Source organism: Aeromonas sp. RU39B (assembly GCF_900156095.1).
In the GTDB taxonomy this organism is placed as follows: domain Bacteria; phylum Pseudomonadota; class Gammaproteobacteria; order Enterobacterales; family Aeromonadaceae; genus Aeromonas.
In genome coordinates, this window is record NZ_FTMJ01000002.1 from 231,183 (window position 1) to 253,622 (window position 22,440).

General features: G+C 55.9%; 19 protein-coding genes. 11 read left to right on the forward strand and 8 right to left on the reverse strand.

Annotated elements, in window-relative coordinates; all coding sequences use genetic code 11:
- Positions 1 to 72: 72 nt before the first annotated feature.
- Both BW958_RS03855 and BW958_RS03860 read left to right on the forward strand, forming a co-directional pair.
- On the forward strand, positions 73 to 2,226 hold the full coding sequence (locus BW958_RS03855; RefSeq protein ID WP_076574409.1) for a TonB-dependent hemoglobin/transferrin/lactoferrin family receptor: 2,154 nt from the start codon (positions 73 to 75) through the stop codon (positions 2,224 to 2,226).
- Between the two features lie 213 nt (positions 2,227 to 2,439).
- On the forward strand, positions 2,440 to 2,745 hold the full coding sequence (locus BW958_RS03860; RefSeq protein ID WP_076574410.1) for a hypothetical protein: 306 nt from the start codon (positions 2,440 to 2,442) through the stop codon (positions 2,743 to 2,745).
- Between the two features lie 42 nt (positions 2,746 to 2,787).
- Here the strand turns inward: BW958_RS03860 and rnt are convergent, their stop codons facing one another.
- Positions 2,788 to 3,453: a ribonuclease T gene (gene rnt, locus BW958_RS03865; protein WP_076574411.1), complete on the reverse strand. Its 666-nt coding sequence runs from the start codon at positions 3,451 to 3,453 to the stop codon at positions 2,788 to 2,790.
- Between the two features lie 138 nt (positions 3,454 to 3,591).
- Between rnt and BW958_RS03870 the strand changes: the two genes are divergently transcribed.
- The 4 genes from BW958_RS03870 to ylqF all read left to right on the forward strand — a co-directional run bounded on the left by BW958_RS03870 (position 3,592) and on the right by ylqF (position 7,509).
- Complete coding sequence (locus BW958_RS03870) at positions 3,592 to 4,461, forward strand: flagellar protein MotY (protein ID WP_076574412.1); 870 nt, start codon at positions 3,592 to 3,594, stop codon at positions 4,459 to 4,461.
- A 125-nt stretch (positions 4,462 to 4,586) separates the two neighbouring features.
- Positions 4,587 to 5,903, forward strand: a complete 1,317-nt coding sequence (locus BW958_RS03875) for a polyamine export protein PaeA (RefSeq protein WP_076574413.1) — start codon at positions 4,587 to 4,589, stop codon at positions 5,901 to 5,903.
- The gene (locus BW958_RS03880; protein WP_076574414.1) at positions 5,904 to 6,446 is read left to right on the forward strand and encodes a hypothetical protein; all 543 of its coding nucleotides are present in this window, start codon (positions 5,904 to 5,906) and stop codon (positions 6,444 to 6,446) included.
- A 124-nt stretch (positions 6,447 to 6,570) separates the two neighbouring features.
- Complete coding sequence (ylqF, locus tag BW958_RS03885; RefSeq protein WP_076574415.1) at positions 6,571 to 7,509, forward strand: ribosome biogenesis GTPase YlqF; 939 nt, start codon at positions 6,571 to 6,573, stop codon at positions 7,507 to 7,509.
- 61 nt (positions 7,510 to 7,570) lie between these two features.
- Here ylqF and BW958_RS03890 read toward each other — a convergent pair whose 3' ends face one another.
- From BW958_RS03890 to dinG, 3 genes are all read right to left on the reverse strand, one after another.
- Positions 7,571 to 8,467 (reverse strand): histone deacetylase family protein, encoded by an 897-nt coding sequence (locus tag BW958_RS03890; RefSeq protein ID WP_076574416.1) that lies wholly within the window; start codon positions 8,465 to 8,467, stop codon positions 7,571 to 7,573.
- Between the two features lie 35 nt (positions 8,468 to 8,502).
- On the reverse strand, positions 8,503 to 9,165 hold the full coding sequence (locus tag BW958_RS03895) for a YccT family protein (RefSeq protein WP_076574417.1): 663 nt from the start codon (positions 9,163 to 9,165) through the stop codon (positions 8,503 to 8,505).
- A 104-nt stretch (positions 9,166 to 9,269) separates the two neighbouring features.
- Positions 9,270 to 11,342, reverse strand: a complete 2,073-nt coding sequence (gene dinG / locus BW958_RS03900; RefSeq protein WP_076574418.1) for an ATP-dependent DNA helicase DinG — start codon at positions 11,340 to 11,342, stop codon at positions 9,270 to 9,272.
- A 373-nt stretch (positions 11,343 to 11,715) separates the two neighbouring features.
- Here dinG and BW958_RS03905 point away from each other — a divergent pair, with 373 nt between their 5' ends.
- Together BW958_RS03905 and nfo are read left to right on the forward strand one after the other, a co-directional pair.
- Complete coding sequence (locus tag BW958_RS03905; RefSeq protein WP_076574419.1) at positions 11,716 to 12,720, forward strand: porin; 1,005 nt, start codon at positions 11,716 to 11,718, stop codon at positions 12,718 to 12,720.
- Positions 12,721 to 12,889: 169 nt separating this feature from the next.
- A complete protein-coding gene (gene nfo / locus BW958_RS03910) occupies positions 12,890 to 13,735 on the forward strand; it encodes a deoxyribonuclease IV (RefSeq protein WP_076574420.1) in 846 nt (281 codons plus the stop codon).
- Positions 13,736 to 13,836: 101 nt separating this feature from the next.
- On the opposite strand, the gene mfd is transcribed toward nfo, so the two are convergent.
- Positions 13,837 to 17,280: a transcription-repair coupling factor gene (gene mfd, locus BW958_RS03915; protein WP_076574421.1), complete on the reverse strand. Its 3,444-nt coding sequence runs from the start codon at positions 17,278 to 17,280 to the stop codon at positions 13,837 to 13,839.
- A 9-nt stretch (positions 17,281 to 17,289) separates the two neighbouring features.
- The gene (locus tag BW958_RS03920; RefSeq protein ID WP_076574422.1) at positions 17,290 to 17,871 is read right to left on the reverse strand and encodes a PilZ domain-containing protein; all 582 of its coding nucleotides are present in this window, start codon (positions 17,869 to 17,871) and stop codon (positions 17,290 to 17,292) included.
- 75 nt (positions 17,872 to 17,946) lie between these two features.
- On the opposite strand from BW958_RS03920, the gene BW958_RS03925 reads away from it, so the two are divergent.
- Genes BW958_RS03925 through lolE form a run of 3 tightly spaced genes read left to right on the forward strand, consistent with a single transcriptional unit; the run spans position 17,947 to position 21,156 of the window.
- Complete coding sequence (locus BW958_RS03925) at positions 17,947 to 19,182, forward strand: lipoprotein-releasing ABC transporter permease subunit (RefSeq protein WP_076574674.1); 1,236 nt, start codon at positions 17,947 to 17,949, stop codon at positions 19,180 to 19,182.
- Between the two features lie 43 nt (positions 19,183 to 19,225).
- Positions 19,226 to 19,915 carry a lipoprotein-releasing ABC transporter ATP-binding protein LolD gene (lolD, locus tag BW958_RS03930; protein ID WP_256701816.1) on the forward strand — a complete coding sequence of 230 codons (690 nt, stop codon included), beginning with the start codon at positions 19,226 to 19,228 and terminating at the stop codon, positions 19,913 to 19,915.
- Complete coding sequence (gene lolE, locus BW958_RS03935) at positions 19,915 to 21,156, forward strand: lipoprotein-releasing ABC transporter permease subunit LolE (RefSeq protein ID WP_076574423.1); 1,242 nt, start codon at positions 19,915 to 19,917, stop codon at positions 21,154 to 21,156. Before lolD ends, lolE begins: the two co-directional genes overlap by 1 nt.
- A 73-nt stretch (positions 21,157 to 21,229) precedes the next feature.
- Here the strand turns inward: lolE and yfbR are convergent, their stop codons facing one another.
- Positions 21,230 to 21,820 carry a 5'-deoxynucleotidase gene (yfbR, locus tag BW958_RS03940; RefSeq protein WP_076574424.1) on the reverse strand — a complete coding sequence of 197 codons (591 nt, stop codon included), beginning with the start codon at positions 21,818 to 21,820 and terminating at the stop codon, positions 21,230 to 21,232.
- A gap of 94 nt (positions 21,821 to 21,914) precedes the next feature.
- Positions 21,915 to 22,349, reverse strand: coding sequence for a YccF domain-containing protein (locus BW958_RS03945; protein ID WP_076574425.1), 435 nt, complete (start codon positions 22,347 to 22,349; stop codon positions 21,915 to 21,917).
- Positions 22,350 to 22,440 lie beyond the last annotated feature (91 nt).

The window sequence follows — 22,440 nt, forward strand, 5'->3', positions numbered from 1 at the left end:
CGTATTGATCTGTTTTGATCTTGTCATTATGATGCCGCCCATCATGACAATGCATCGACAAGGAAACCGATCATGAAGTTCAAACTGCAATGGCTGCCGCCGCTATGCCTGACGCTGGTGGCGCAACACGTAATGAGTGCGACCACTGATGTTGGTCAGGATAGTGCGACTGAACCGCAAGCAACGGTGGTGGTGCAGGCGAAAAAAGTCGCCACAAAGCAACCTGAAAGCAGCGTGTCGACTATCTCCAGCAAGCAGATTGCTCGTGATCAGAATCAGAGTCTGTCCGATTTGTTCAAGAAAGAGCCCGGCGTTGAAGTGACCCAAGACTCTCGCTTTGGCGTTAACAGCATCAATATCCGTGGCTTGGATGAGAACCGGGTTTACATGGATATCGATGGGGTGGTGCAGCCGGACGCGTATGCCCCAACCACCACTTATCTGCGAGCTGGCCGCGCATATCTGGATGTGGAGTCTCTCGAGCAGGTTGATGTGATCAAAGGTGGTGACGTCGTGGCTGGCAGCGGTGCACTGGGGGGCGCGGTGAAGTTTCGCACCAAAGATCCGAAAGATCTGCTCAATCCGAAGGGGGATGACTCTTATCTGAACCTCAAGAGCGGTTTTACCAGTGCCAATGAGCAATTCCACGAAACCATTACGGCCGCCAACCGTACCGGCGCGCTGGAGTCCATGGTGGTGGTGACTCGTCGGGATGGCCATGAGACCGAGAGCCGTGGCACTGGTAGCAAGGATGATGTGGGGGCAACCCGTGGCTTGGCTGATCCTGCCGATGTGGGATCCACCAACGTTCTCGGCAAATTGGCTTATCAGCTCAACGAGGACAATAAAATCGGTCTGGTGGCCGAGCAGTATCAGCTCAACACGTCCATGGATCTGAAATCAGAGAGCTCTTCCACTTCAACCCAGAAGGCGGACGATACCCTACAACGCAAGCACGTCGGGATCTGGCATGAAAATGCGACCAGCAATGCCCTGTATGACGAGCTGAAATGGCAACTCGATTACCAAGAGAAAAACACCGAAAACGGCACTCATATCGATTCGAGCACCCAGGATCGCTATGTCGATCGGACTTATGAGCAAAAAGACATTCAACTGCGTACTGATGCTAACAAAACAGTAGGTATTCAGTCGCTTAGTTATGGTTTGAGCTATAACCATGGTCAGCTGGAAAACCTCAACGAGAACGATGTCAACGGGACCACAACGGTGACGCGCTTCTCACCAAAGGCACAGAGCAATATTTGGGGCGCATATTTGCGTGACAATATTGCCGTGACGGATGCCTGGAACCTGATCCCGGCGGTGCGTTATGACAACTACAGCTATACCACCAAGAGCGACAGCTATATCGACTCATGGGGAGATAACAAGAGCCATGCCTTTACCGGTCAGCTCGGCACCGAATATGCGCTGACAGACAATTACACCCTGTTTGCCAAGTACGGTACCGGTTTCCGTGCTCCCAGCATGGAAGATCTCTATTACTACTATGAGAATGCAGGCAGTGTCGGTAGTTACCATTATGGTTACATCATCAAGCCTAATCCGGATCTTGAGCCTGAACGCAGCGTGTTCCTGGAAGGCGGGTTGCGCACTCAAGGTCGTTATGGGCGTGGTGAGATCACCGCTTTCTACAATCGTTATCGCAACTTTATCGAGCAGGTCACGGTCGGGACTTCTACGACCTATCCGACCGGCATCTTTACCAACGAGAACCTCGACCGCGTGGTGATCAAGGGGATTGAGGCCAAAGGTGAGCTGCAATTGGCCGAGTTGATCCATGCTGCTCCAGATGGGCTGCATTGGACCTCTGCCATCGCTTACGCTGACGGTAAGAATGTCGGTGACGCCGAACCGCTCAACAGTGTGGCACCGCTGACCTTTGCCAATACCCTGGGTTATGACGCTGATGACGACACATGGGGAGCTGACCTGACCGCCACTTGGCGTTCCGCGAAAAAAGCCAGTGATATCACGACCAGCTATCAATGGCAGGCTATTCCGGCATCTACTGTGTTGGATCTGACTACCTACTATCGTCCGCTCGATAACGTTACCCTGCGCGCAGGCTTGTTCAACCTGACCGACGAGAAGTACTGGCTCTGGAACACCGTCCGTCAGGTGGCAAACAGCTCTGCTAACCTGGACCGTTATACCCAGCCGGGTCGTAATGTCGGTGTTAGCGTGGATGTGACTTTCTAAGGTGTACCGATGAGGAGAGCTTGCGAATTCAATCCTGCAACGCCCCTTGGATAAACTCGCAACAGCCCTGGCCGATGTCAGGGCTTTTTTGTCAGTAAGGGCGAAGCCCCCCGTCTGCGTCGGACGCGGCTGACCATGAGTGGTAGACTGCACCAGTGGATAGGTTTACGGACTTAAAACAGGTGTGACTGACAATCACAAGGGAGTCTAGCCATGGGAAGTGTTGTACTTTCGAAAAACTGTCCTGCCAAAGTGGTGGTGGATACGGTCAGTGGTCAGGTCTTTACCGGTAGCTGGCAACAGGCGGTGTACGAGATGGCGAAAGCCGCCTTTTTACAAACCGATGATCCGGCGCAGACATTTGAAGATTGCGTAAGAGACACGGCCAGTCATCTGGTCGAGCTTCAATATCAGGATATTTTGCAAGAAGCTCGTGACAGAGAAGATCGCGGGTTAGATCTCAGTGAGCTGTGGTCAATCCGGCAGGGATTTGTGGTGCAGCAACAGAGCATGCATTAATCCGTGCGATACAAAAACGGGAGCGTCTGCTCCCGTTTGCGTTTAATCACCACTCTCATCGATGGCGTGTTCATCGCCAGCCGGGGTGGGTGGCCAGCCTCCCAACGCTTTCCAGCGATTGACGATATGGCAAAAGAGCTCGGTTGTGCGCTCGGTGTCATAAAGGGCCGAATGCGCTTCTTTGTTATCAAAGGCGATTCCGGCGCTTTGGCAGGCCTTGGCCAGCACGGTCTGACCGATGGCCAGGCCGGAGAGGGCGGCAGTATCAAAGGTGGCAAAGGGGTGAAACGGATTACGTTTTAGGCCGGCGCGCTCGGCGGCTGCCATCAGAAAACCGTGATCAAAGGTCGCGTTGTGGGCCACCACGATGGCGCGGCCGCAGTCGCTCTCTTTCATGCCTTTACGCAGGCCTTTGAATATCTCGGTCAGCGCCTCTTTTTCACTGACTGCACCGCGCAGTGGGTTGAACGGATCGATACCGGTAAAATCGAGCGCAGCTTGCTCCAGATTAGCGCCCTCAAAAGGCTCGACATGGAAATGAAACACCTGATCCGGGTGCAACCAGCCATCGGCATCCATCTTCAGGGTATAAGCCGCAATCTCGAGCAGAGCATCAGTGCGGGCATTGAAACCGGCGGTTTCCACGTCGATAACAACAGGATAAAAACCGCGAAAACGTCCCTTGAGGGTGTGAACAGGCTCGGTCATGGTTCTTCACTGACAGAAAACGAAGCGGCATTATGGCAAACTTCCCCCCGTTTGTCGCGCCGAGCCCGGCTGCACAAAAGCGCTAAAGGAAGGGGTTTTACCGCCGATAAGCCAGAAGAGATTATCTGGGGGTGGTGAGTGAAACACAGCGCGTGGGCCATCATAGTTGCAACCATACCTGCGCAGGCAGGGGTGACCGAGTTCGGTGCCGGGATTGATCAATCCGTCTGGCGGCTGACGGCTGACACTCAGATTGAGTGTCGCCTTGAGCACCCTATTCCTAGTTGGGGTAGCGGTATGTTTGTGGCGCGCGCGGGTAACAAGATCAATCTCGATTTTGAGCTGCACGGGTTACGGGCACAAGCGCGCACCCAATCGGTGACGCTCGGCTCTATGCCGCCGTCCTGGCGCCCCGGTGTGGCGGGCCGCGATTTGGCCCAGCTGCGCTTTTATCAGCAGTTCGATGGGCTGGTTGATGGTCAAACAGCCTGGACCATGCTCGATGAGCTCGAAGGCGGGCGCATGCCGACCTTCCAATATCGCGACTGGTATCGTCAAAACAATGCGGTGCGTGTCTCGCTGTCTAATGTTAATTTCCGGGTTAAATATCAGGCGTTTGTAGATTGCATGAACAATCTGCTGCCCTATAGCTTCGACGATATTGCCTTTACCATCCTCACCTATGAGAAAAACAGCGATAAGCTCAGTGCGGCCTCTCGCCGTCGTCTTGCCATGATTGGCGATTACCTAAAGGCGGATCCCTCCATCGACGTGGTGGTGATCAATGCCTACACCGATAGCTTCGGTGGCCGTTGGACCAACCAGCAACTGTCGGAAAAGCGCGCCGAGAGCATCAAGGCATTCTTTACCGGACTGGGGCTGGATGCGGGCAAGATCTCGGTGGAAGGGCATGGTGAGAAGAAGCACGTGGCCTCGAACGAAGAGGAGTCGGGCCGCAGTAAAAACCGCCGTGTGGTCATCTCGATGGAGCGCAGCAGTAACATTTGACGCTTTCTCCAGGCAGGTCAGTCAACTTGTCACGCTTTTTTTGCTATCATGTTGCTCTTGTGCGATGACTGGCACAGGGTGCCAGCAGGCACTCCCGGTCATGGCCCTGTTCCAATGGATTTATCATGAGTGTGACGACCAGTCTGTTAATGCTTGCGCTGCTGATCTTATGCAGCGTGTTTTTCTCCCTGTCTGAAATCTCGCTTGCCGCATCGCGCAAGATCAAATTGCAGGTGATGGCCGATGAAGGTCATCGCCACGCCCAGAAGGTGCTCGACCTGCAGGCCAAACCGGGCGATTTCTTTACCGTGGTACAAATCGGCCTCAATACGGTGGCCATCTTGGCCGGTGTGCTGGGCGAAGCCGCCCTGAATCCTGAATTTCGTGAATTGGTCGGCGCTGTCTATCAAGGCCCCTGGCTCTCCCAGTTAAGCTCGACTCTATCGTTTGTCTCGGTCACCGGTTGCTTTATTCTGATCGCCGACCTGATGCCCAAGCGTCTGGCCATGGTGTTCCCCGAGCAGATCGCGGTGAATATCGTCGGCCCGATGAGTCTGCTGGTGGTGGTGTTACGTCCGCTGGTGTGGGTGTTTAACGGTCTGGCCAACAGCCTGTTTCGTCTGTTTCGCATCCCGACGGAGCGCCATGACGAGATCACCTCTGACGATATCTTCGCGTTGATGGATGCCGGCGCCGAAGCCGGGGTGCTGCAGCGCGAAGAGCAGCAACTGATTGAAAATGTGTTTGAGCTGCAGTCGCTGTCGGTGACCTCCGCCATGACGGCGCGGGAAAATCTCATCTATTTCACTCTGCAAGAGAGCGAAGAGAGCATCAAGGCCAAGATTGCCGAGCACCCGCATAACAAATTTCTGGTGTGTGACAAACACCTGGACGTACTAAAAGGGGTCGTCGATGCCAAGGAGCTATTGATCCGGGTGATCAATGGTAAAAGCATCGATTTTCGCGGCGATTCGCTGGTTCACAACGTATTGATCATCCCTGATAACCTCACTCTGTACGAGGCCATGGAGTATTTCAAAAACCACCGTGGTGATTTCGCCGTGGTGATGAATGAGTACGGTCTGGTGGTTGGGATTGTCACCATGAATGACCTGATGAGCTCGGTGATGGGGGAGTGGGCAACCCATGTGGTGGACGAGCAAATCATCCAGCGTGATGCCAACTCCTGGCTGGTCGATGGCGTAACCCCGGTTTCTGATGTGATGCGTGCTTTTGATATCGAAGAATTTCCAGAGGATCAAAACTACGAAACCATCGCCGGTTTTATCATGTTTATGCTGCGCAAGATCCCCAAGGTCACTGACTCGGTGATCTATGCCGGCTACAAGTTTGAAGTGGTGGACATCGACAGCTACAAGGTCGATCAGCTGTTGGTGACCAAGTTAGAGCCCACTCCTGCAGAAAATGGAGGTCAGGAGTAAATGCAATCAATTCCGTCATTGGCAAAACGTCTGTTGCTGACATTGACTGTCGGTGCCTTGCTTGGCGCCTGTAGTCATCACCCTTCCCCGCGTCCTGCCAAGCCGCATACCACGGTTGTGCCAGCCAAGGTACAACCGGCCCGGGTCAATCCCAATGCCAAGGTGCAGACAGCAGGGGTCGAGCGGCTGGCCTTTACCGAAACATATCAAGGGCCACAGCAAGGCTCGCTGGAGTCAGTGAGCGCCCTGTTTGCCCGTGGTTATGTGGATTCGGCGCTGCGTGAAACCATGCTGGCTGCGGTGCGCAGCGACTATCCCATGCTCGGTATGCGGGATGTCAGCTTAAGTGACCCGGCGCGCAAGTTCTTACGCTCACCCAAAGCGGTGGAAACGGCCAAACAATATCTGCAGGCGGGGCTTGCCAAGCGGATGGGCTCACCGCTGAGTGAGGCCCGTTTTGCTGCGCTGTGGCAGAGTCTGCCACAAGATGGTCAGGTGCGGCACTGGAGTACCCGCATCAAGCAGTGGTTGGCGCGCGGCTAAACCTGTAGCGGGGGGCATCAGGCCCCTCGTTTTATTCATGGAGGTTTGATGCTCGCTGCTAGATCTCCACAAGCGCTGGCCAAACCGGTAGAATGCGCGGCCGCAGAATTTTCGGAGAGAGAGAATGTCGATTAACTGGTTCCCCGGCCACATGCACAAGGCCAGAAAAGAGATTGCCGAGGTGATGCCCGAGGTGGATGTCATCATCGAGATGATCGACGCCCGCATCCCTTTCTCCAGTGAAAATCCCCTTGTGCCCGAGCTGCGCGGCGACACGCCGGTTATCAAGGTGCTCAACAAAGCGGATTTGGCCGATCCGGAAATAACGGCCCTGTGGGTGGCCCATATGGAGCAGGAAAAAGGGATCCGCGCCTTGCCACTTACCCAGCAAAAGCCGGAGGACATTAAAGGTCTGCTGACACTGTGCCATGCCATGCTGCCAGAGCGCGATCGTGAGCTGCGCGGTGTGCGCGCCATGATCATGGGCATCCCTAACGTGGGTAAATCGACGCTGATCAATACCCTGGCCGGTCGCATTATTGCTAAAACCGGTAACGAAGCGGGCGTGACCAAGTCGCAGCAGCGCATCAAGCTCGATGGCAATATTATCTTAACTGACACCCCCGGCTTTTTGTGGCCCAAGCTAAGCCCGGCTGCATGCGGTTACCGGCTGGCAGTGACAGGGGCGATTAAAGACACCGTTATCGATTATGCCGATATTGCGCTGTTCGCCGCAGAGTATCTGCTCAAAGCCTATCCGGAGCGGCTCAAACATCGCTATCAGCTGACTGATCTGCCCGATACCGATATGGAGCTGCTTGATGCCATTGCCGAACGGCGCGGCTGTATGCGCAAAGGCGGGGTGGCCGATTTACACAAGGTCTCCGAAATCCTGATCCACGAACTGCGCTTGGGGCAGCTTGGGCCGCTGACGCTGGAAACCCCCGAGATGGTGGGCAAAGAGAAAGAAGAGGCCGAGGCTGACGAGCTGCGTAAAAAGGCTGAAAAAGCCGAGCATGATCGGCAGCGCCAAGCCAAAGCGCGCAAGCGTTACGGTAAATAACAGACAGGGCTTGATACGACAAAGCGGCCGTGATGGCCGCTTTGTTTTTTATGGTTTTGGTCTAACCAAAGCAGGCATTTGCCTCTTCAAATAGCATCAGGTGCAGCGGGATAAGCGCTTGCCAGTCACGCCGATAACCGCCGCCGGCTACGCAGGCAATAGGGATACCCCGTGTTTTAGCGGCCATCAGCACAGCGCGATCGCGAAGGCGAATACCTTGACTGCTGATGGCCAGATAGCCAAGCTCATCACCCTGATGGATATCGACGCCAGCCTGATAGAGGATCAAATCGGGTGAGCAGAGACGAAATGCCACTGCCAGCGCCTCGTCCAGCGTTTCAAGATAGCCCCTGTCATCCATCCCGTCGGGCAGAGCAACATCGAGATGGGAGTCGCACTTGCGGCTGGGGAAATTGCGCTCGGCATGCAGCGACAGGGTGATGATATCGCGCCGCCCGGCGCATAAACTGGCGCTGCCATCGCCTTGATGAACATCGAGATCAATGATCAGCACCTGGCTGCAGTGCGCTTCATCGAGCATGGCCTGGGCCGCAATGACCAGATCGTTAAACAGGCAAAATCCACTGCCCATAGCGTAATGGGCGTGGTGATAGCCACCTGATATCTGCAAGGCGCAACCTTGCTGGCACGCCATGCGAGCGGCCTCTATGGTGGCGCCCACCGAGTGCAGCGTGCGCTCAATGAGCTGATGGCTCCATGGAAAACCGATGCGGCGCAGTATGGGAGTGGGGAGCGTTCCGCACAGCAGATCCTCGACATACTGTGGCTCATGGACGCGTAATAACTGTGCCAACGTCGCGGGCTGCGCTGTGCGAATATCGACAGGGTATGAGCGAAGAGCGTGATACAGCGCTTGGTATTTTTGCAGCGGAAAGCGGTGCCCGGCGGGCAGATCCAGGGAAGAGTAAAGCGGGTGGTAGAAAACCGGTAGCATCATGAAGCAAGAGGGAGCCGGTGGCTCCCTCATAATTCTTACTGCTGTTGCTGGATAATCCAGATCTGGAACGCTTTGCGGGTCTCCGCATCCGCCTTGTTGTACCAGTTTTGCAGCTCGGTCAGCGCTTGCGGGTTGGCTTGGGCCTTGGCCGGAGCAATCTGGACCGGGGCGCTGTTGGCGGCCATCACGGCAGCGGTAGAAATGGTGACTTGTTTGGGTTGGTTGAACGCCTTGCCCATAGTGATCAGCTCCTGTGCATAATCACGGGTCATTTGGAAACCTTCCACTTTCGGCATCACAAAGCTATCACTCTTGATAGTCGAACCTGTACTGTTGTCTTTGAGTGCGACAGTCTGCGTTTTTACAAACTCAACAGCTTCGTTCTGGTTACGCGGTTTGGAGTAATCCAGAACAATATGTTGGCCATCTTTGGATTCAAAATTAATAACCAGTGGCTCTGCGGTCACCATTTTATTGTCGTTACGATTGGAGTAGTTGCCTTGGAAGGAGATGACGACCTGATGCTTACCATCTTTAAGCGGTAGGGTGTTGCTCTTTTCCAACAGCTTGGCATTTACACCCTGACCGTCTATCAGCTCAACCACATAGGGGTTCTTGATCTCAATCTGGGCATCGGCCAGTGCCACATTACCCCATACCAGACCAGCCAGCGCCGGTACCAGAACTGTCAGTTTCATCGTATCTCCTTGAACCACAATGGTCGCCACAAAAAAACTGTCCGCATTCTTGCAGGTTTGCCGCGTGGCGGCAAGGGAGCCGTCAAGGGCTGTGAACCACAGCTTTATTCAATCGTGCGACGAAATGGGGGCAGGGCATCGAGCAGTCCCTTTCCATAGCGCTTGGTTAACAGACGCCGGTCCAAAATCGTCACCCGTCCTTCGTCACTCTCTTTACGGATCAGTCGCCCGCAGGCCTGGATCAGTTTGCGTGAGGCCTCCGGTATGGTGACCTGTAAAAATGGATTCCCGCCGCGTTTTTCGATCCACTCTGCCGTGGCCTCTTCCACCGGTGAGGTCGGCACGGCGAAGGGCAGTTTGGTGATAATCAGGTTGGTCAGATAATGACCGGGTAGATCGAGCCCCTCGGCAAAACTGCCGGTGCCTAATATCACGCTGGGCGTCCCGCCATCGCAGCGACTGCGGTGCAGTGTCAGTAGCGCTGCCCGTGACGCTTCCCCTTGCACGAGTAATGAGAGACCTTGGCTGCGCAAGCCTTCGGCCACCTCGTTCATCTGTTTATAAGAAGAGAACAAAACCAGTGAAGCCTTTTGATGGCTCAATAGTGCCGGCAGTTTTTCAATCAGCTCGCCAGTAAATCCGGGATCGCTTGGCTCACATCTCATTCGGGGCAGGTAGAGTTCAGCCTTGTTGTAATCAAAGGGGGAGCGAAGACGCAGGTAACGGGTGCCGTCATGAGCTTTTAGCCCGGCTTGCTGGCGAAAGTAATCAAAGCTCGACAGTGCTGTCAGAGTGGCCGATACCAGCACGGCCCCTAAGCATTTGGACCAAAGCCACTCTTCAAGTAAGTAACCGACCTCAATGGGTGAGGCATGCAGCATAATATCTTGCCTGTCGTCACTTTGGCTTAACCAGCGAGCAAGCGGGGTTTTCCCCTCGGCAATTTCGCGCGCCATCAACTCCCACAGTTGATGGAAGTTTTCCAGGCGCTGCATAAAAAAGCCGGCTTCAGCCTGCAAAGGCTCCGCTTGCTTGCGTTTCAGATCGCCATCGCGCAGTGCCTCGGCGATGCCCCCTTGCACTCTGTCCAGCGCCCTTAACGCCACCTTGCTGGACTCTTTTAAATTGATGGCAAGCAGTGGCAGAGGGTCAGGCAGCTTACCTTCGCTAAAGCGATAATCAGACGATTCACTGAAAAACGGTTGCTGCGATAGCCAGTTATCGAGGGCTTTAAGATCCGGTTGTAGCGCGGCAAGTGCGTCTTGCAGCTTTAGCTGGGCATCGAGCAGACGTTCACTGGGCAGCGCTCGCCCCATCTTCCCTGCACTTTGTGCCAGTTTTTCCAGCCAGCGACGGCTGCCTTTGACTGACATAGAGGCCGAGCCATGGTCTCTGGCAACTGTGGGCAGGTGATGCGCTTCATCCAGCACATAAAAGCACTCATCCGGTGGCGGTAAGATAATGCCGCCGCCCATGGTCAGATCAGAGAGCAGCAGCGCATGGTTGACCACCAACACATCGGTTTGTTCCATCTTCTCGCGAGCGCGATGAAAGGGGCAGTGTTGGTGGTGGGTGAGGGTTCGGTTACAGGTGTGGCGGTCAGCGGCAATCCGCTCCCAGATAGGATCGGCGATGGTATCCGGCCAGTTATCCCGATCCCCATCCCATTTGCCGTGGGTATAGGCGTGCCATAAACGCTGATAGAGGGCGCGGTCGCTGTCATTGGGTTTATGGCGTGACAGCTCGGCAAAGGCAAATTCCAGATTGGCCTCTTGCTCACCCTGCGCCGCCACCTCAAGCAGGTGTTCGCAGCAATAGCGCTGACGGCCTTTGACCAGAATAAAGCTAAACGGCACGGCGCTGTGTTTGAGAAAAAATGGCAGATCCTTGTGGATAAGCTGCTCTTGTAGCGCCACCGTGGCGGTCGAGATAATCAGTTTTTTTTGCTGCAGGCGGGCTAGTGCAATCGCGCCTTGAGCATATGAGAGCGACTTACCAATCCCAGTCCCCGCTTCGGCCACCAGAATTCGGCGGCTTTTTTCATACTCACCACTTAAGGTTTTGGCGATTTCAGCCACCAGATAGTTCTGTTCGCGCCGTGCTACAAATCCGGGTAACCCGGCCGCTAACTGGCGGTAGCTATCTCGTATGGCTCCCTTTAGGCGTTCTGACAGCATCAAGCGACTTCAACATGATGGAAATAGGTCAACAAGCATACCTGAAAAGCATGCCCAGCGGGGGGCACCGTCATTCGTCACTTCGATAGAAGGCTATCCTGCCGATGGCAGGTGAGTGCCTGATCTTTTGTTATGCATAAATCAAAGGGCAGTGATTGCTGCCAAAAACGATTGCTTATAGCGCCATGGGGGCTTGTGGGATCGGGCTCACGTTTTGGCAAGAGAGACTATGAATGCGTTAAAAAGTTCCATGTTTTTTTATTGCGGAACCAGAAACACGATGCTAGTCTCGCCCTCATAGTGATGCGAAGAACGTCACTAACACAGGGAATAACAAAGACTTAGTGTTTAATTACAGTAGGCATTGGAAACTATGAAAAAGACAATTCTGGCTATTGCCATCCCGGCTCTGTTTGCATCCGCTGCTCACGCTACCGTAGTTTATGACAAGGACGGTACTACCTTTGATATCTACGGTCGTGTGCAGGCTAACTACTACAGTGATCGTGATGATACTGACTCCGAGCTGAAGGCTCAGACTCGTCTCGGTTGGTCTGGTAAGATTGCTCTGAACAACACTTGGTCCGCTATCGCTAAGACCGAGTGGCAAGTAGCTGCTGAAAACTCTGGTTACAAAACTTCTGATATCGACGCTCGTCATATCTACGCAGGTTTTGACGGTTCCCAATATGGTAAGATCATCTTTGGTCAGACCGATACCGCTTACTACATGGGCGTTTTGGAAAAGACTGATATCGCGTTTGAAGATGGCTCCGAAGCCAACCGTTACGATAGTCGTCAAGAAGGTCAAGCTATCTACATGGGTAAGTGGGGCGGTTTGTTCGCTAACGCATCTTATCAAACCAAGGATAGCTCCCAAGCGATCGATCACGGTTATGCAGCCTCTTTGGGCTATGATTTTGACTTCGGCCTGGGTCTGTCAGTAGGTGGTGAACGTAAGGAGTTCTCGGGTGCTGATCAGTTGGCCACTGATGCTGACACTTATAACTATGATAAGAAAGATGATTGGGCTGTTGCCGCTTCTTTCACCAAGGGGCCGTTCTATGTTGCTGGTATGTACAACCAATCCAAGGTTGACTACCTGAATGATGAACAAGCCAAGTTCCGTGGTTACGAATTCTTTGGTAACTACTCGGTTGACGCTTGGACCTTTGAGCTGGGTTATAACTTCTCTGAGCAGAAAGACGCTAAAACTACTACCAATCTCAATCCCAAGTACGAAGATGTTGCCGATTATACCTATCTGGGTGTTCAGTACGCCTTCACTCCGAAGCTGAAGACTTGGACCGAATACAAGATCGTCAATGTTGACAACAAAGACGACCAGTGGACTGTCGGCCTGCAATACAACTTCTAATCGAAGTTCTGTTGCATGACAGTAAAACCGGGGCTTAGGCCCCGGTTTTGTTTTATCGGTTTACCAACCCGGCTCATTGCACTTCCCGCACATCCCTATCGCACCATCTTGCTTGCTGCTTGCTGCTTGAGATTGAGCCGCTATGATGGGCGCTTAAGAGGAGAGCGTGATGAAATATATCGGAGCCCATGTTAGCGCTGCGGGTGGAGTGGAAAATACCATAGCGCGTGCCCGTGCGATTGGTGCCAATGCCTTTGCCCTGTTTACCAAAAATCAGCGTCAGTGGCAGGCTGCGCCGTTAACTCAGCAGTCTATTGACGCCTTCAAGCAATCTTGCGAGCAGCACGGCTTTTTACCCGCGCAGATCCTGCCACACGACAGTTACCTGATTAACTTGGGTCACCCGGAGCCTGAGGGGTTGGCCAAATCACGCGATGCGTTTCTCGATGAGATGCAGCGCTGTCAGCAACTGGGGCTTTGTTATCTTAACTTTCATCCCGGCAGTCATCTGAACAAGGTGCCAGAGGCCGTCAGCCTTAAACTGGTGAGTGAGTCGATTAACTGGACTCTGGAGCAGACCCAAGGCGTGACGGCGGTGATTGAAAATACCGCGGGGCAGGGGAGTAACCTCGGTTGGTCGTTTGAGCATCTGGCCGCGATCATTGATGGGGTAGAGGATAAGAGCCGCATTGGCGTGTGTCTGGATACCTGTCACGCGTTTGCCGCCGGTTATGATCTGCGTACCCGTGAAGGGTGTGAGCAGGTGTTTGCCGAGTTCGAGCGCGTCGTGGGTTTTCGCTACCTCAAAGGGATGCACATTAACGGCGCCAAGTGCACCTTTGGCAGCCGGGTTGACCGCCATCACAGCCTGCGTGACGGTAATCTCGGCGAGGCGGTGTTCCATGTTGTGATGACCGATCCGCGCTTTGATCGCATTCCGCTGATCCTCGAGACCATTGACGAGAGCATCTGGGCAGACGAAATTGCCTGGCTGCGCAGCCTTGCATCAGTGTAAAGGTGGATAAAAGTAACCGGGCAGCGACTGGCTGCGCATTTTGCGGATATAAATAATAGGGCAGCCATTGGCTGCCCTTGGTTGATCTGGAGTTAGCGCCATTATCTGGCGTGGCGTGACAGCTCACCGAGCAGATCGCCCATCAAGGCAAGACGAGCATCACGGCCGGTGGTGGGTACGTTGAACCGCAGCCGGCTCGGTCCTTCCATCTTGTAGATACGCGGTTGCTCGACCAGTAACTTCACTAAAAAAGCCGGATCGACGGCGGTGCTTTCCGAAAAATCGAGATAACCGCCACGTTCGCTCATATCGATGCGCCTGATGCCAAGCCGGGTGGCGGTCAGGCGCATAGCGGCCAGCTCCAGCAGGGTTTTGGTGGCATCCGGCAGCAGACCAAAGCGATCAATCAGCTCCACTTTCAGCTCGTCAAGCTCCTCTTGCGAGGCACTGCTGGCAATGCGCTTGTACATGGACAGGCGCATATTCACATCCGGCAGGTAGTCATCCGGTAGCAACGCGGGCAGGCGCAGCTCCACTTCGGTGTGATCCGACAGCAGAGTATCGAGCGCCGGCTCTTTGCCACTTTTCAGCGCTTCAACGGCCTGCTCGAGCATCTCCATATAGAGAGTAAAGCCGACCGATTCAATCTGACCGCTCTGATCGTCGCCGAGCAGCTCGCCAGCGCCGCGGATCTCCAGATCGTGAGTCGCCAGCGCAAAACCGGCGCCGAGATCTTCCAAATTGGCGATGGCATCAAGCCGTTTGGCCGCGTCCTTGGTCATCAACTTGGGATGGGGCGTGAGCAGGTAGGCATAGGCCTGGTGATGTGAACGCCCGACCCGGCCGCGCAGCTGGTGCAGTTGGGCCAGTCCGAGATGATCAGCCCTGTCCATAATGATGGTGTTGGCGCTCGGGACGTCGATACCGGTCTCGATGATGGTGGTGCACACCAGCAGGTTGAAGCGCTGGTGGTAGAAATCGGACATGATGCGCTCCAGCTCGCGCTCGCGCATCTGACCGTGCGCCACCCCAATGCGCGCCTCGGGCACCAGCTCGGCCAGATCACTGGCACATTTTTCGATGCTCTCCACGTCATTGTGCAGGTAATAGACCTGACCGCCGCGTTTAAGCTCGCGCAGCACCGCTTCACGCACGACGGCTGGATCGTGCTGACGCACGAAGGTCTTGATGGCCAGTCGCTTGGCCGGCGGCGTGGCGATAATCGACAGATCGCGCATCCCCGACATGGCCATATTGAGCGTGCGCGGGATCGGGGTCGCAGTGAGGGTCAGGATATCCACATCGGCGCGCAGCGCCTTGATCTTCTCCTTCTGGCGCACGCCAAAACGGTGCTCTTCATCAACAACCAGCAGGCCCAGATCCTTGAAGGTCAGCTCACTGCCGAGCAGCTTGTGGGTGCCGATAATGATATCGACCTTGCCCTCGCGCAGATCCGCCAGCACCGCCGTTTGCTCTTTCGCCGAGCGAAAGCGACTGAGCACTTCAACGCGCACCGGCCAGTTGGCAAAGCGGTCGCGAAAATTATCGTAGTGCTGCTGGGCCAGCAAGGTGGTCGGGACCAGCACCGCGACCTGCTTTCCGCCGTGCACCGCTACGAAGGCCGCCCGCATGGCCACTTCGGTCTTGCCAAAGCCCACGTCACCACACACCAACCGGTCCATGCTCTTAGCTTGGCACATATCGCCCAGCACCGCGTTGATGGCATTGAGCTGATCGTCGGTCTCTTCAAACGGGAAGCCGGCGGCAAATTGGCGATAGGCGTCTTTGTCATGGCGAAACGCAAAGCCGTCGCGCGCAGCCCGGTGGGCATAGATATCCAGCAGCTCGGCCGCCACATCGCGCACCTTCTCGGCGGCTTTTCGCTTAGCGCGGGTCCAGGCTTCACCGCCGAGCTTGTGACACGGCGGATTATCGGAGCCGGTGTAGCGGCTGATCAGGTGCAAGTTGGTGACCGGCACAAACAGCTTGTCACCACCGGCGTATTCGAGGGTGACGAACTCGGTGGGAAGTCCCCCGGCATTGAGGGTTTCAAGCCCGAGATAACGGCCAATCCCGTGATCGAGGTGAACCACGCTTTGCCCTTGCGTCAGTTCGCCTAAGTTGCGAATGACCGCATCGCTGCTCAATTGCTTGGCGCGATCGCGTTTGCGCTGGCTGCGAACCCGGCTGCCGAGCAGCTCGGTTTCAGTAATCAGAGCCAGTGCGCTCTCTGTCAGTACAAAACCGCCCTCAAGCGGGCAGACCATCACACCGACCTGGTTAGACGCGGCGACAAACGCATCCAGGTTATCGTACTCATCGGCTCGCACATCGATGCGGGCCAACAAATCACGCAGTGCTTCACGCCGGCCTTCACTCGGCACAGCAAACAAGGTGCGGCCGGTAAAGGTCTGTAAGAAGTGCTGCAGCGCCGCCATCGGCTCTGCATTTCCCTGCTCCAGCGTCAGCGCTGGCAGGCGGTCAATGGGCAGTGCCTCACCGCCATCACTCACTGCCTCTTGTAAGCGAACCGAGGGGTAGGCGTTAAGCCCGGCAAACAGCTGCTCAATCGGCAAATAGAGCTCGGCCGGTGGTAGCAGTGGACGGCTTTGGTCCCAGCGGCGGTCTTCATAACGCTGCTGGATATCGTTCCAAAACCGCTGGGCGGCAGGGTAAATTTCACCCGAGGTGACCAGCAGGGTCTCTTCGGGCAGGTAATCGAGCAGGCGCGCCGTGTCATCAAAAAACAGCGGCAGGTAGTATTCAATACCGGCCGGCCAGCGTCCTTTGCTGACCTCCTGATAGATGGCCCCTTCGGCGCGCGAGAGCTCAAAGCGCTCGCGATAATGGCCACGAAAACGCTCGATGGCCTCACTGTCGGTGGGAAATTCACGCGCCGGCAGCAGATTGACCGTCTTGATGGGATCGCGCGAGCGCTGGGTTTCCGGATCAAAGGGGCGGATGGAGTCCACTTCGTCATCAAAAAAGTCGATGCGATAGGGGCTCTGGCTGCCCATGGGGAAGAGATCAAGCAACGAGCCACGCGCGGCAAATTCGCCATGCTCAAGCACTTGCTCTACCGCCACATAGCCGGCCTGTGCCAGACGTTGACGCAGTCCTTGCAAGGAGAGTCGCTGCCCTTGCTTTAACTGCAGACTAAACCGGTCGAGATAACTGCGAGGCGGGCAGCGCAGCATCAGGGTGGTGATCGGGACAATCACCACGCCCCGGCACATCGATGGCAGCTGATACAGCGTCTCAAGGCGCTGGGACAAGATGTCCTGGTGCGGCGAAAAGGTGTCGTAGGGCAGGGTTTCCCAGTCGGGGAACAGCAGCACAGGGATGTCATGCTCGGCGAGCAAATAGCCGATTTCCTGCTCAAGGCGCAGGGCGGTTGGGGTATCTGCCGTTACCAGCAGAATTGGGCTTTCATGGCGCTCGGCCAGCGTGGCAACGGCTAAGGCATGGGTGCTACCAATCAGGCCACCGAGCGTTAATTTGAAGCCGGCGCGCTGTGGCAGCGCCGGTAAAGTCAATACAGTCATGGGGTCGTATCAGAGGTTGCGTTCGCGCTCGGCGGCGCGTTGTTTAAGCTGATGGGATTGGATGTGCAAGGTAGCTCGCACCAGCAGTTCGCGGTCTTCATCACGCAGCTGGGCATAATCGAGCACCACATGGTGGCCATGCTGGCCCTGGGTCACTTCGCGCACCTTGCCATAGCAATAAATGGCGGCAGCCTCTTCGCGCAGGAAGATTTTCAGGCGCACCAGTTGACCAGCCTTGGGGGGCTCGCCGTGGCCGCTGTGCGGAAACAGGTAGTGCAATTCGCCGGCGCCGATGCGCAGGGTATAGAAGCGGTGCTCTGCATGATCTTGCGCCGCCAGCACATAGCCCATGATGAGATCGATTTTGCGCGACTGCTGGTTGATGATTTCAATAATGTCTTGCAGGGAGTCGTTACCCTGATGACGGATCATCCGGCTGGTGTTGAGATCGATAGAAGAGATGGCCGATGCCACGCGAAACGGCTCCGGCATCTCGGCCTCGAGCTCGGTGAGGGATGGCAGATGGCCATTCTCGACCGGTATCACATTGACCGGCAGTGAATGAACAATGCTGAAGAACTCTTCCTGCATGATGGCGATCCCTTGTTGTCATGGTCGGTTTACCTTTATTATCCGGTATCTTATTTTCTTGGCAACGGCAGATCCTTGAAGACCGGACTTTTTCAGCCACTTGCGCTGGCTATTGGCCTTCGCTACGCGGGGTCGCGACGCAGCAACCGCTTCGTATCCTTTATCTCTCTTTTCTCCACTTTCGGTATCGCCATCGGCGTGGCGGCGCTGATCGTTGTCATTTCGGTGATGAACGGTTTTGAAGGCCAGCTCAAGGGGCGCATTCTCGGGGTGATCCCGCAGGTGATCGTCACCGATGCTCACTCCCGTCTGGCGCCTGATCCCCAACTGGTCGAGCGGTTGGCCGCCTTGCCGCATGTGCAGGCGGTTGCGCCCATGCTGGCGACCGAGGGCATGCTGCAAAGCCCCGGACAGCTGACCGGGGTGGCGGTTCAAGGCATTGATCCGGCGCACTGGCCCTCTGATGATCTGCTGCACCGGCAGATGCTGGTGGGCGATCTGGCCGGTTTGCAAGCTGGTGCCTATCGCATTGTGCTGGGGCAGGGCATTGCCCGTAATCTCGGCGTTGGTGTCGGCGATCAGGTGCGCCTGATGCTCACCGAGGGGAGCCGTTATACGCCGTTTGGCCGGATCCCGGCCCAGCGCCTTTTCACGGTGAGCGGCATCTTTGGGGTGGGCGCGGATGTGGATAACCAGATAGCACTGGTGCATCTGGCCGACGCCCAGCGTCTGCTGCGACTGCCTGCCGCTCAGGTGGGTGGATTGCGACTGTGGCTGGATGATGCGTTCGCCGTCGATGACGTGGTGAGCCAACCGCTGCCGAAGGGGCTGGTGTGGCAGGATTGGCGCCGCGAGCGCGGTGAATTGTTCCAGGCGGTGGCGATGGAAAAACGGATGATGGGGCTGATGCTGGTGCTCATCATTGCTGTCGCCACCTTCAATATTTTGTCGGCGCTGGTGATGGTGGTCAGCGACAAAGAGAGCGAGGTGGCAATTTTGCGCACCATGGGCATGACCGAGTCGGCGGTGGTTCGCATCTTTATGGTGCTGGGCGCGTCGAGCGGCGTGATCGGCGCGATCGCTGGTGCAGCGGTCGGACTGCTGCTCACCTACGGCATTAACCCCATGCTCAATGCCATTGGTTTGAACCTCTATATGGCGGCCGGTGGCAGTGGGTTGCCGGTGATTGTCTCGCCGCTGCAAGTGGTGGTGATCCTGCTTGGGGCCGTGCTGCTTAGTTTCAGCGCTACCCTCTATCCTGCAGCACGTGCAGCCCGCGTGCGTCCGGCCCAGGCCCTGCGTTATGAATAATATGAACGAATCGTTGAACCCTTCGTCTGATGAGAGAGCAAGCATGTCGATGAACAAACCGTTGCTGGAGTGCCGCAGCATTACCCATGTCTATCAGGAGGGTAAGCTGGAAACGCCGGTACTGCGCGGGGTGGATCTGTCGGTCTATACCGGTGAGATGCTGGCCGTGGTCGGCAGCTCGGGCTCGGGCAAATCGACGCTGCTGCACCTGTTGGGCGCGCTCGACACCCCCAGCGACGGTAAGGTGCTCTATCGCGGCGAAGATATCCATCATTGGGACAGCCGCAAGCAGGCGCTGTTTCGTAACCGTGAGCTCGGCTTTGTCTACCAGTTCCACCATCTGCTCTCTGAGTTCAGCGCGCTGGAAAATGCGGCCATGCCGCTGCTTATTGGCGGGGCGTCAGTCGCCGATGCCAGTGAAAAGGCGGCAGCCATGCTGGCGAGGGTCGGACTTTCTCATCGCCTGAACCACCGGCCGTCTGAGCTCTCGGGTGGTGAGCGTCAACGGGTCGCCATCGCGCGGGCGCTGGTCGGGGATCCCAGCCTGGTGCTGGCCGATGAGCCGACCGGAAATCTCGATCACGCCAGTGCCCTGAGCGTGTATGAGCTATTGTGCGAGTTAAACCGTGAGCTTGGCACCGCCTTTGTGGTGGTGACCCACGATCTCAACCTGGCGGCCAAGCTGCATCGCCGCGTGACGCTGGTCAGCGGACAGATGGCTGAGGTGGCCTGATGTTCAAGCCACTGCCTCTGTTTCTGGGCCTGCGCTACAGCCGCTCGCGCCAGCGTAACGGTTTTATCTCCTTTATTTCGGCGTCGTCGCTCATTGGTATTGCACTGGGGGTGATGGCGCTGATCCTCGGGCTCTCGGCCATGAACGGCTTTGAGCGTGAGCTTAAAAACCGGGTGCTGACCGTGATCCCGCAAGGGGAGCTCGACGCGGTCGAAACGCCGATGCAAAACTGGCCCAAGCTTAAACAACTGCTGTTAGAGCAGCCTGGCGTCACTGCCGTGAGCCCGGTCATTCGTATTAACGGCCTGCTCGAAAGCGGTGCACATCTTAAAGGCGTGCAACTGCGCGCCATTGAGCCCAGTGATGAGGAGAACATCTCCGACGCTGACAACTACATGACCGGCAAGGGGTTTCATGAGCTCAAACCCGGTGAAAAAGGGGTCATTCTGGGCAAGGCGATCGCCGATAAACTGGGCCTCAAGATCGGCGACTCAGTCGGCTTGTTGATGCCGTCGAGCACTGACGGTGATGGTCTTAAACAGCCGCGCCGCGAGCTGCTCAAGGTGGTCGGTCTGCTTGAGATCGGTGGTCAGCTCGATGGGCTGCTCGGATTTATGCATCTGGAAGATGCTCAGGCGATGACCGAGATGGGGAGCGCTATCAGCGGCTTTAGCCTCAAGGTCAGCGATGTATTTCGTGCTCAATCCATTACGGTGGAAGCGGCGCGCCACTTCCCTCACCACGTCTATATCCGCAGTTGGATGAACACCCAAGGGTACCTTTATCAGGATATCCAGATGGTGCGTACCGTGATGGTGGTGGTGATGCTGATGGTCGTTGCGGTCGCCTGCTTTAACATCGTCTCGACCCTGGTGATGTCGGTTAATGAGAAGCGTGGTGAGATAGCCATCCTCAAAACCATGGGGGCGAGCCCGGGACAGATCCGGCTCACCTTTGTTATTCAGGGGATGGTGAACGGGGTACTCGGCGCGCTGCTGGGCGGCCTGCTGGGAGGCGTCTTGTCAGCCTACTTGACGCCGTTGATGGCGGGGTTAGAGCGTCTGATTGGCCATCGCTTCCTTAATCCGGAAGTCTACTTTATCGATTTCTTACCGACAGAGCTGCATGCCAGCGATCTGCTCATGGTGGTGGGCGCTGCGATAGTGATGAGCCTGCTGGCGACCCTCTATCCGGCCTGGCGCGCCAGTGGCCTTATTCCTGCGCGGGAGCTGGGGCGCTAATTGCCAGTATGCAGGTAAGTAAAAAGACGAGGAGGCAAAGGCCTCCTCTCTCTTTTGGTCGATAACGCATTTCTCAGTGGGGGCTGAGCTCATCGAGAGGCAGGGAGAAGCTTGGCACGAAGGTGTCGATAAAGTAGCGGATCGTCGGTGTCATGCGCTGTGTCAGCATCTCTTCCAGACGCTTTCGCGCCGGCTCGAATTCCCGGTTACCGGCCGCGAGCTCTTCAAGACACTTGGTGTAGGCACACAGGGTATCGGCATCTTTCACCACACTGGCGAGCTTGGTATCGGCTGAGCCTGAGTCGAGCAGGGGGCGATAATCCTCTTTTAACTCAACAGGAAGCAAATCCAGCAGGCGCTGCTCGGCGGCCAGCTCGATCTTTTTGTATTCGCGGGCAATCTCGGGATTGTGGTATTTGACCGGGGTCGGCAGATCGCCGGTCAGCACTTCACTGGCGTCATGAAACAGGGCCATGACGGCGGCTCTGTCGGCATCAAGTTCACCACCGAACAGGCGATTGCTGATCACCGATAGCGCATGGGCCACCATGGCCACCTGCAGGCTGTGCTCGGCGATATTCTCGGACTGGATATTACGCATCAGAGGCCAGCGGTAAATCAGCTTCATGCGTGCCAGATTGGCAAAAAAATGACTGGGGATCATGAGGATATCCTGACTGCAAGTGATGCAGCCACCTTACACGTCCCGCTCAAGCGTGAAAAGATGCAAAGGGCAGGCGAGCCTGCCCGAATAGGGTTTAGCGGATATATTGACCGCTTTCGACCTCGTGCTTGGTCACTACGGTTTGACCAATCGGGGCGATACTGGCGATGGCCAGCTTAAGGTGCTGGATGCCAAACGGAATGCCGACAATGGTGACAAAGCAGGCCAATGCCGAGGCCAAGTGACCTGCCGCCAGCCAAATGCCGATGACGACGAACCAGAGAATATTGCCAACCACACCCCAAAAGCCGGTGCCCACGTCACTGCGGCCGGTGAAGTAACGACGGTTGACGGTGGTTTTGCCAAAAGGGAAGAAGGTAAAGGTTCCGAGCATGAAGCAGGCACGTCCCCACGGAATACCGATCAGGGAGATGAAACAGATCAAGCCTGCAACCCACCAGGCCAGCCCCATAATGACGCCACCCAGTACGAACCACAGCAGGTTGAAGAGAAAACGCAACACACCCATGAACGACTCCTTGCTTGATAGAGTGCACACATTAGCCAGCTCATCGGCGTGTGGCAACCAAAAAGGCGCTGGGAGGTGTAAGGGATACGTA

Bases quoted from the DNA above. Each gene is read 5' to 3' on its own strand.
- BW958_RS03855 (WP_076574409.1), top strand. From the start codon at position 73: ATGAAGTTCAAACTGCAATGGCTGCCGCCGCTATGCCTGACGCTGGTG.
- BW958_RS03860 (WP_076574410.1), top strand. From the start codon at position 2,440: ATGGGAAGTGTTGTACTTTCGAAAAACTGTCCTGCCAAAGTGGTGGTG.
- rnt (WP_076574411.1), bottom strand. From the start codon at position 3,453: ATGACCGAGCCTGTTCACACCCTCAAGGGACGTTTTCGCGGTTTTTAT.
- BW958_RS03875 (WP_076574413.1), top strand. From the start codon at position 4,587: ATGAGTGTGACGACCAGTCTGTTAATGCTTGCGCTGCTGATCTTATGC.
- BW958_RS03880 (WP_076574414.1), top strand. From the start codon at position 5,904: ATGCAATCAATTCCGTCATTGGCAAAACGTCTGTTGCTGACATTGACT.
- ylqF (WP_076574415.1), top strand. From the start codon at position 6,571: ATGTCGATTAACTGGTTCCCCGGCCACATGCACAAGGCCAGAAAAGAG.
- BW958_RS03890 (WP_076574416.1), bottom strand. From the start codon at position 8,467: ATGATGCTACCGGTTTTCTACCACCCGCTTTACTCTTCCCTGGATCTG.
- BW958_RS03895 (WP_076574417.1), bottom strand. From the start codon at position 9,165: ATGAAACTGACAGTTCTGGTACCGGCGCTGGCTGGTCTGGTATGGGGT.
- dinG (WP_076574418.1), bottom strand. From the start codon at position 11,342: ATGCTGTCAGAACGCCTAAAGGGAGCCATACGAGATAGCTACCGCCAG.
- BW958_RS03905 (WP_076574419.1), top strand. From the start codon at position 11,716: ATGAAAAAGACAATTCTGGCTATTGCCATCCCGGCTCTGTTTGCATCC.
- nfo (WP_076574420.1), top strand. From the start codon at position 12,890: ATGAAATATATCGGAGCCCATGTTAGCGCTGCGGGTGGAGTGGAAAAT.
- mfd (WP_076574421.1), bottom strand. From the start codon at position 17,280: ATGACTGTATTGACTTTACCGGCGCTGCCACAGCGCGCCGGCTTCAAA.
- BW958_RS03920 (WP_076574422.1), bottom strand. From the start codon at position 17,871: ATGCAGGAAGAGTTCTTCAGCATTGTTCATTCACTGCCGGTCAATGTG.
- lolD (WP_256701816.1), top strand. From the start codon at position 19,226: ATGTCGATGAACAAACCGTTGCTGGAGTGCCGCAGCATTACCCATGTC.
- lolE (WP_076574423.1), top strand. From the start codon at position 19,915: ATGTTCAAGCCACTGCCTCTGTTTCTGGGCCTGCGCTACAGCCGCTCG.
- yfbR (WP_076574424.1), bottom strand. From the start codon at position 21,820: ATGATCCCCAGTCATTTTTTTGCCAATCTGGCACGCATGAAGCTGATT.
- BW958_RS03945 (WP_076574425.1), bottom strand. From the start codon at position 22,349: ATGGGTGTGTTGCGTTTTCTCTTCAACCTGCTGTGGTTCGTACTGGGT.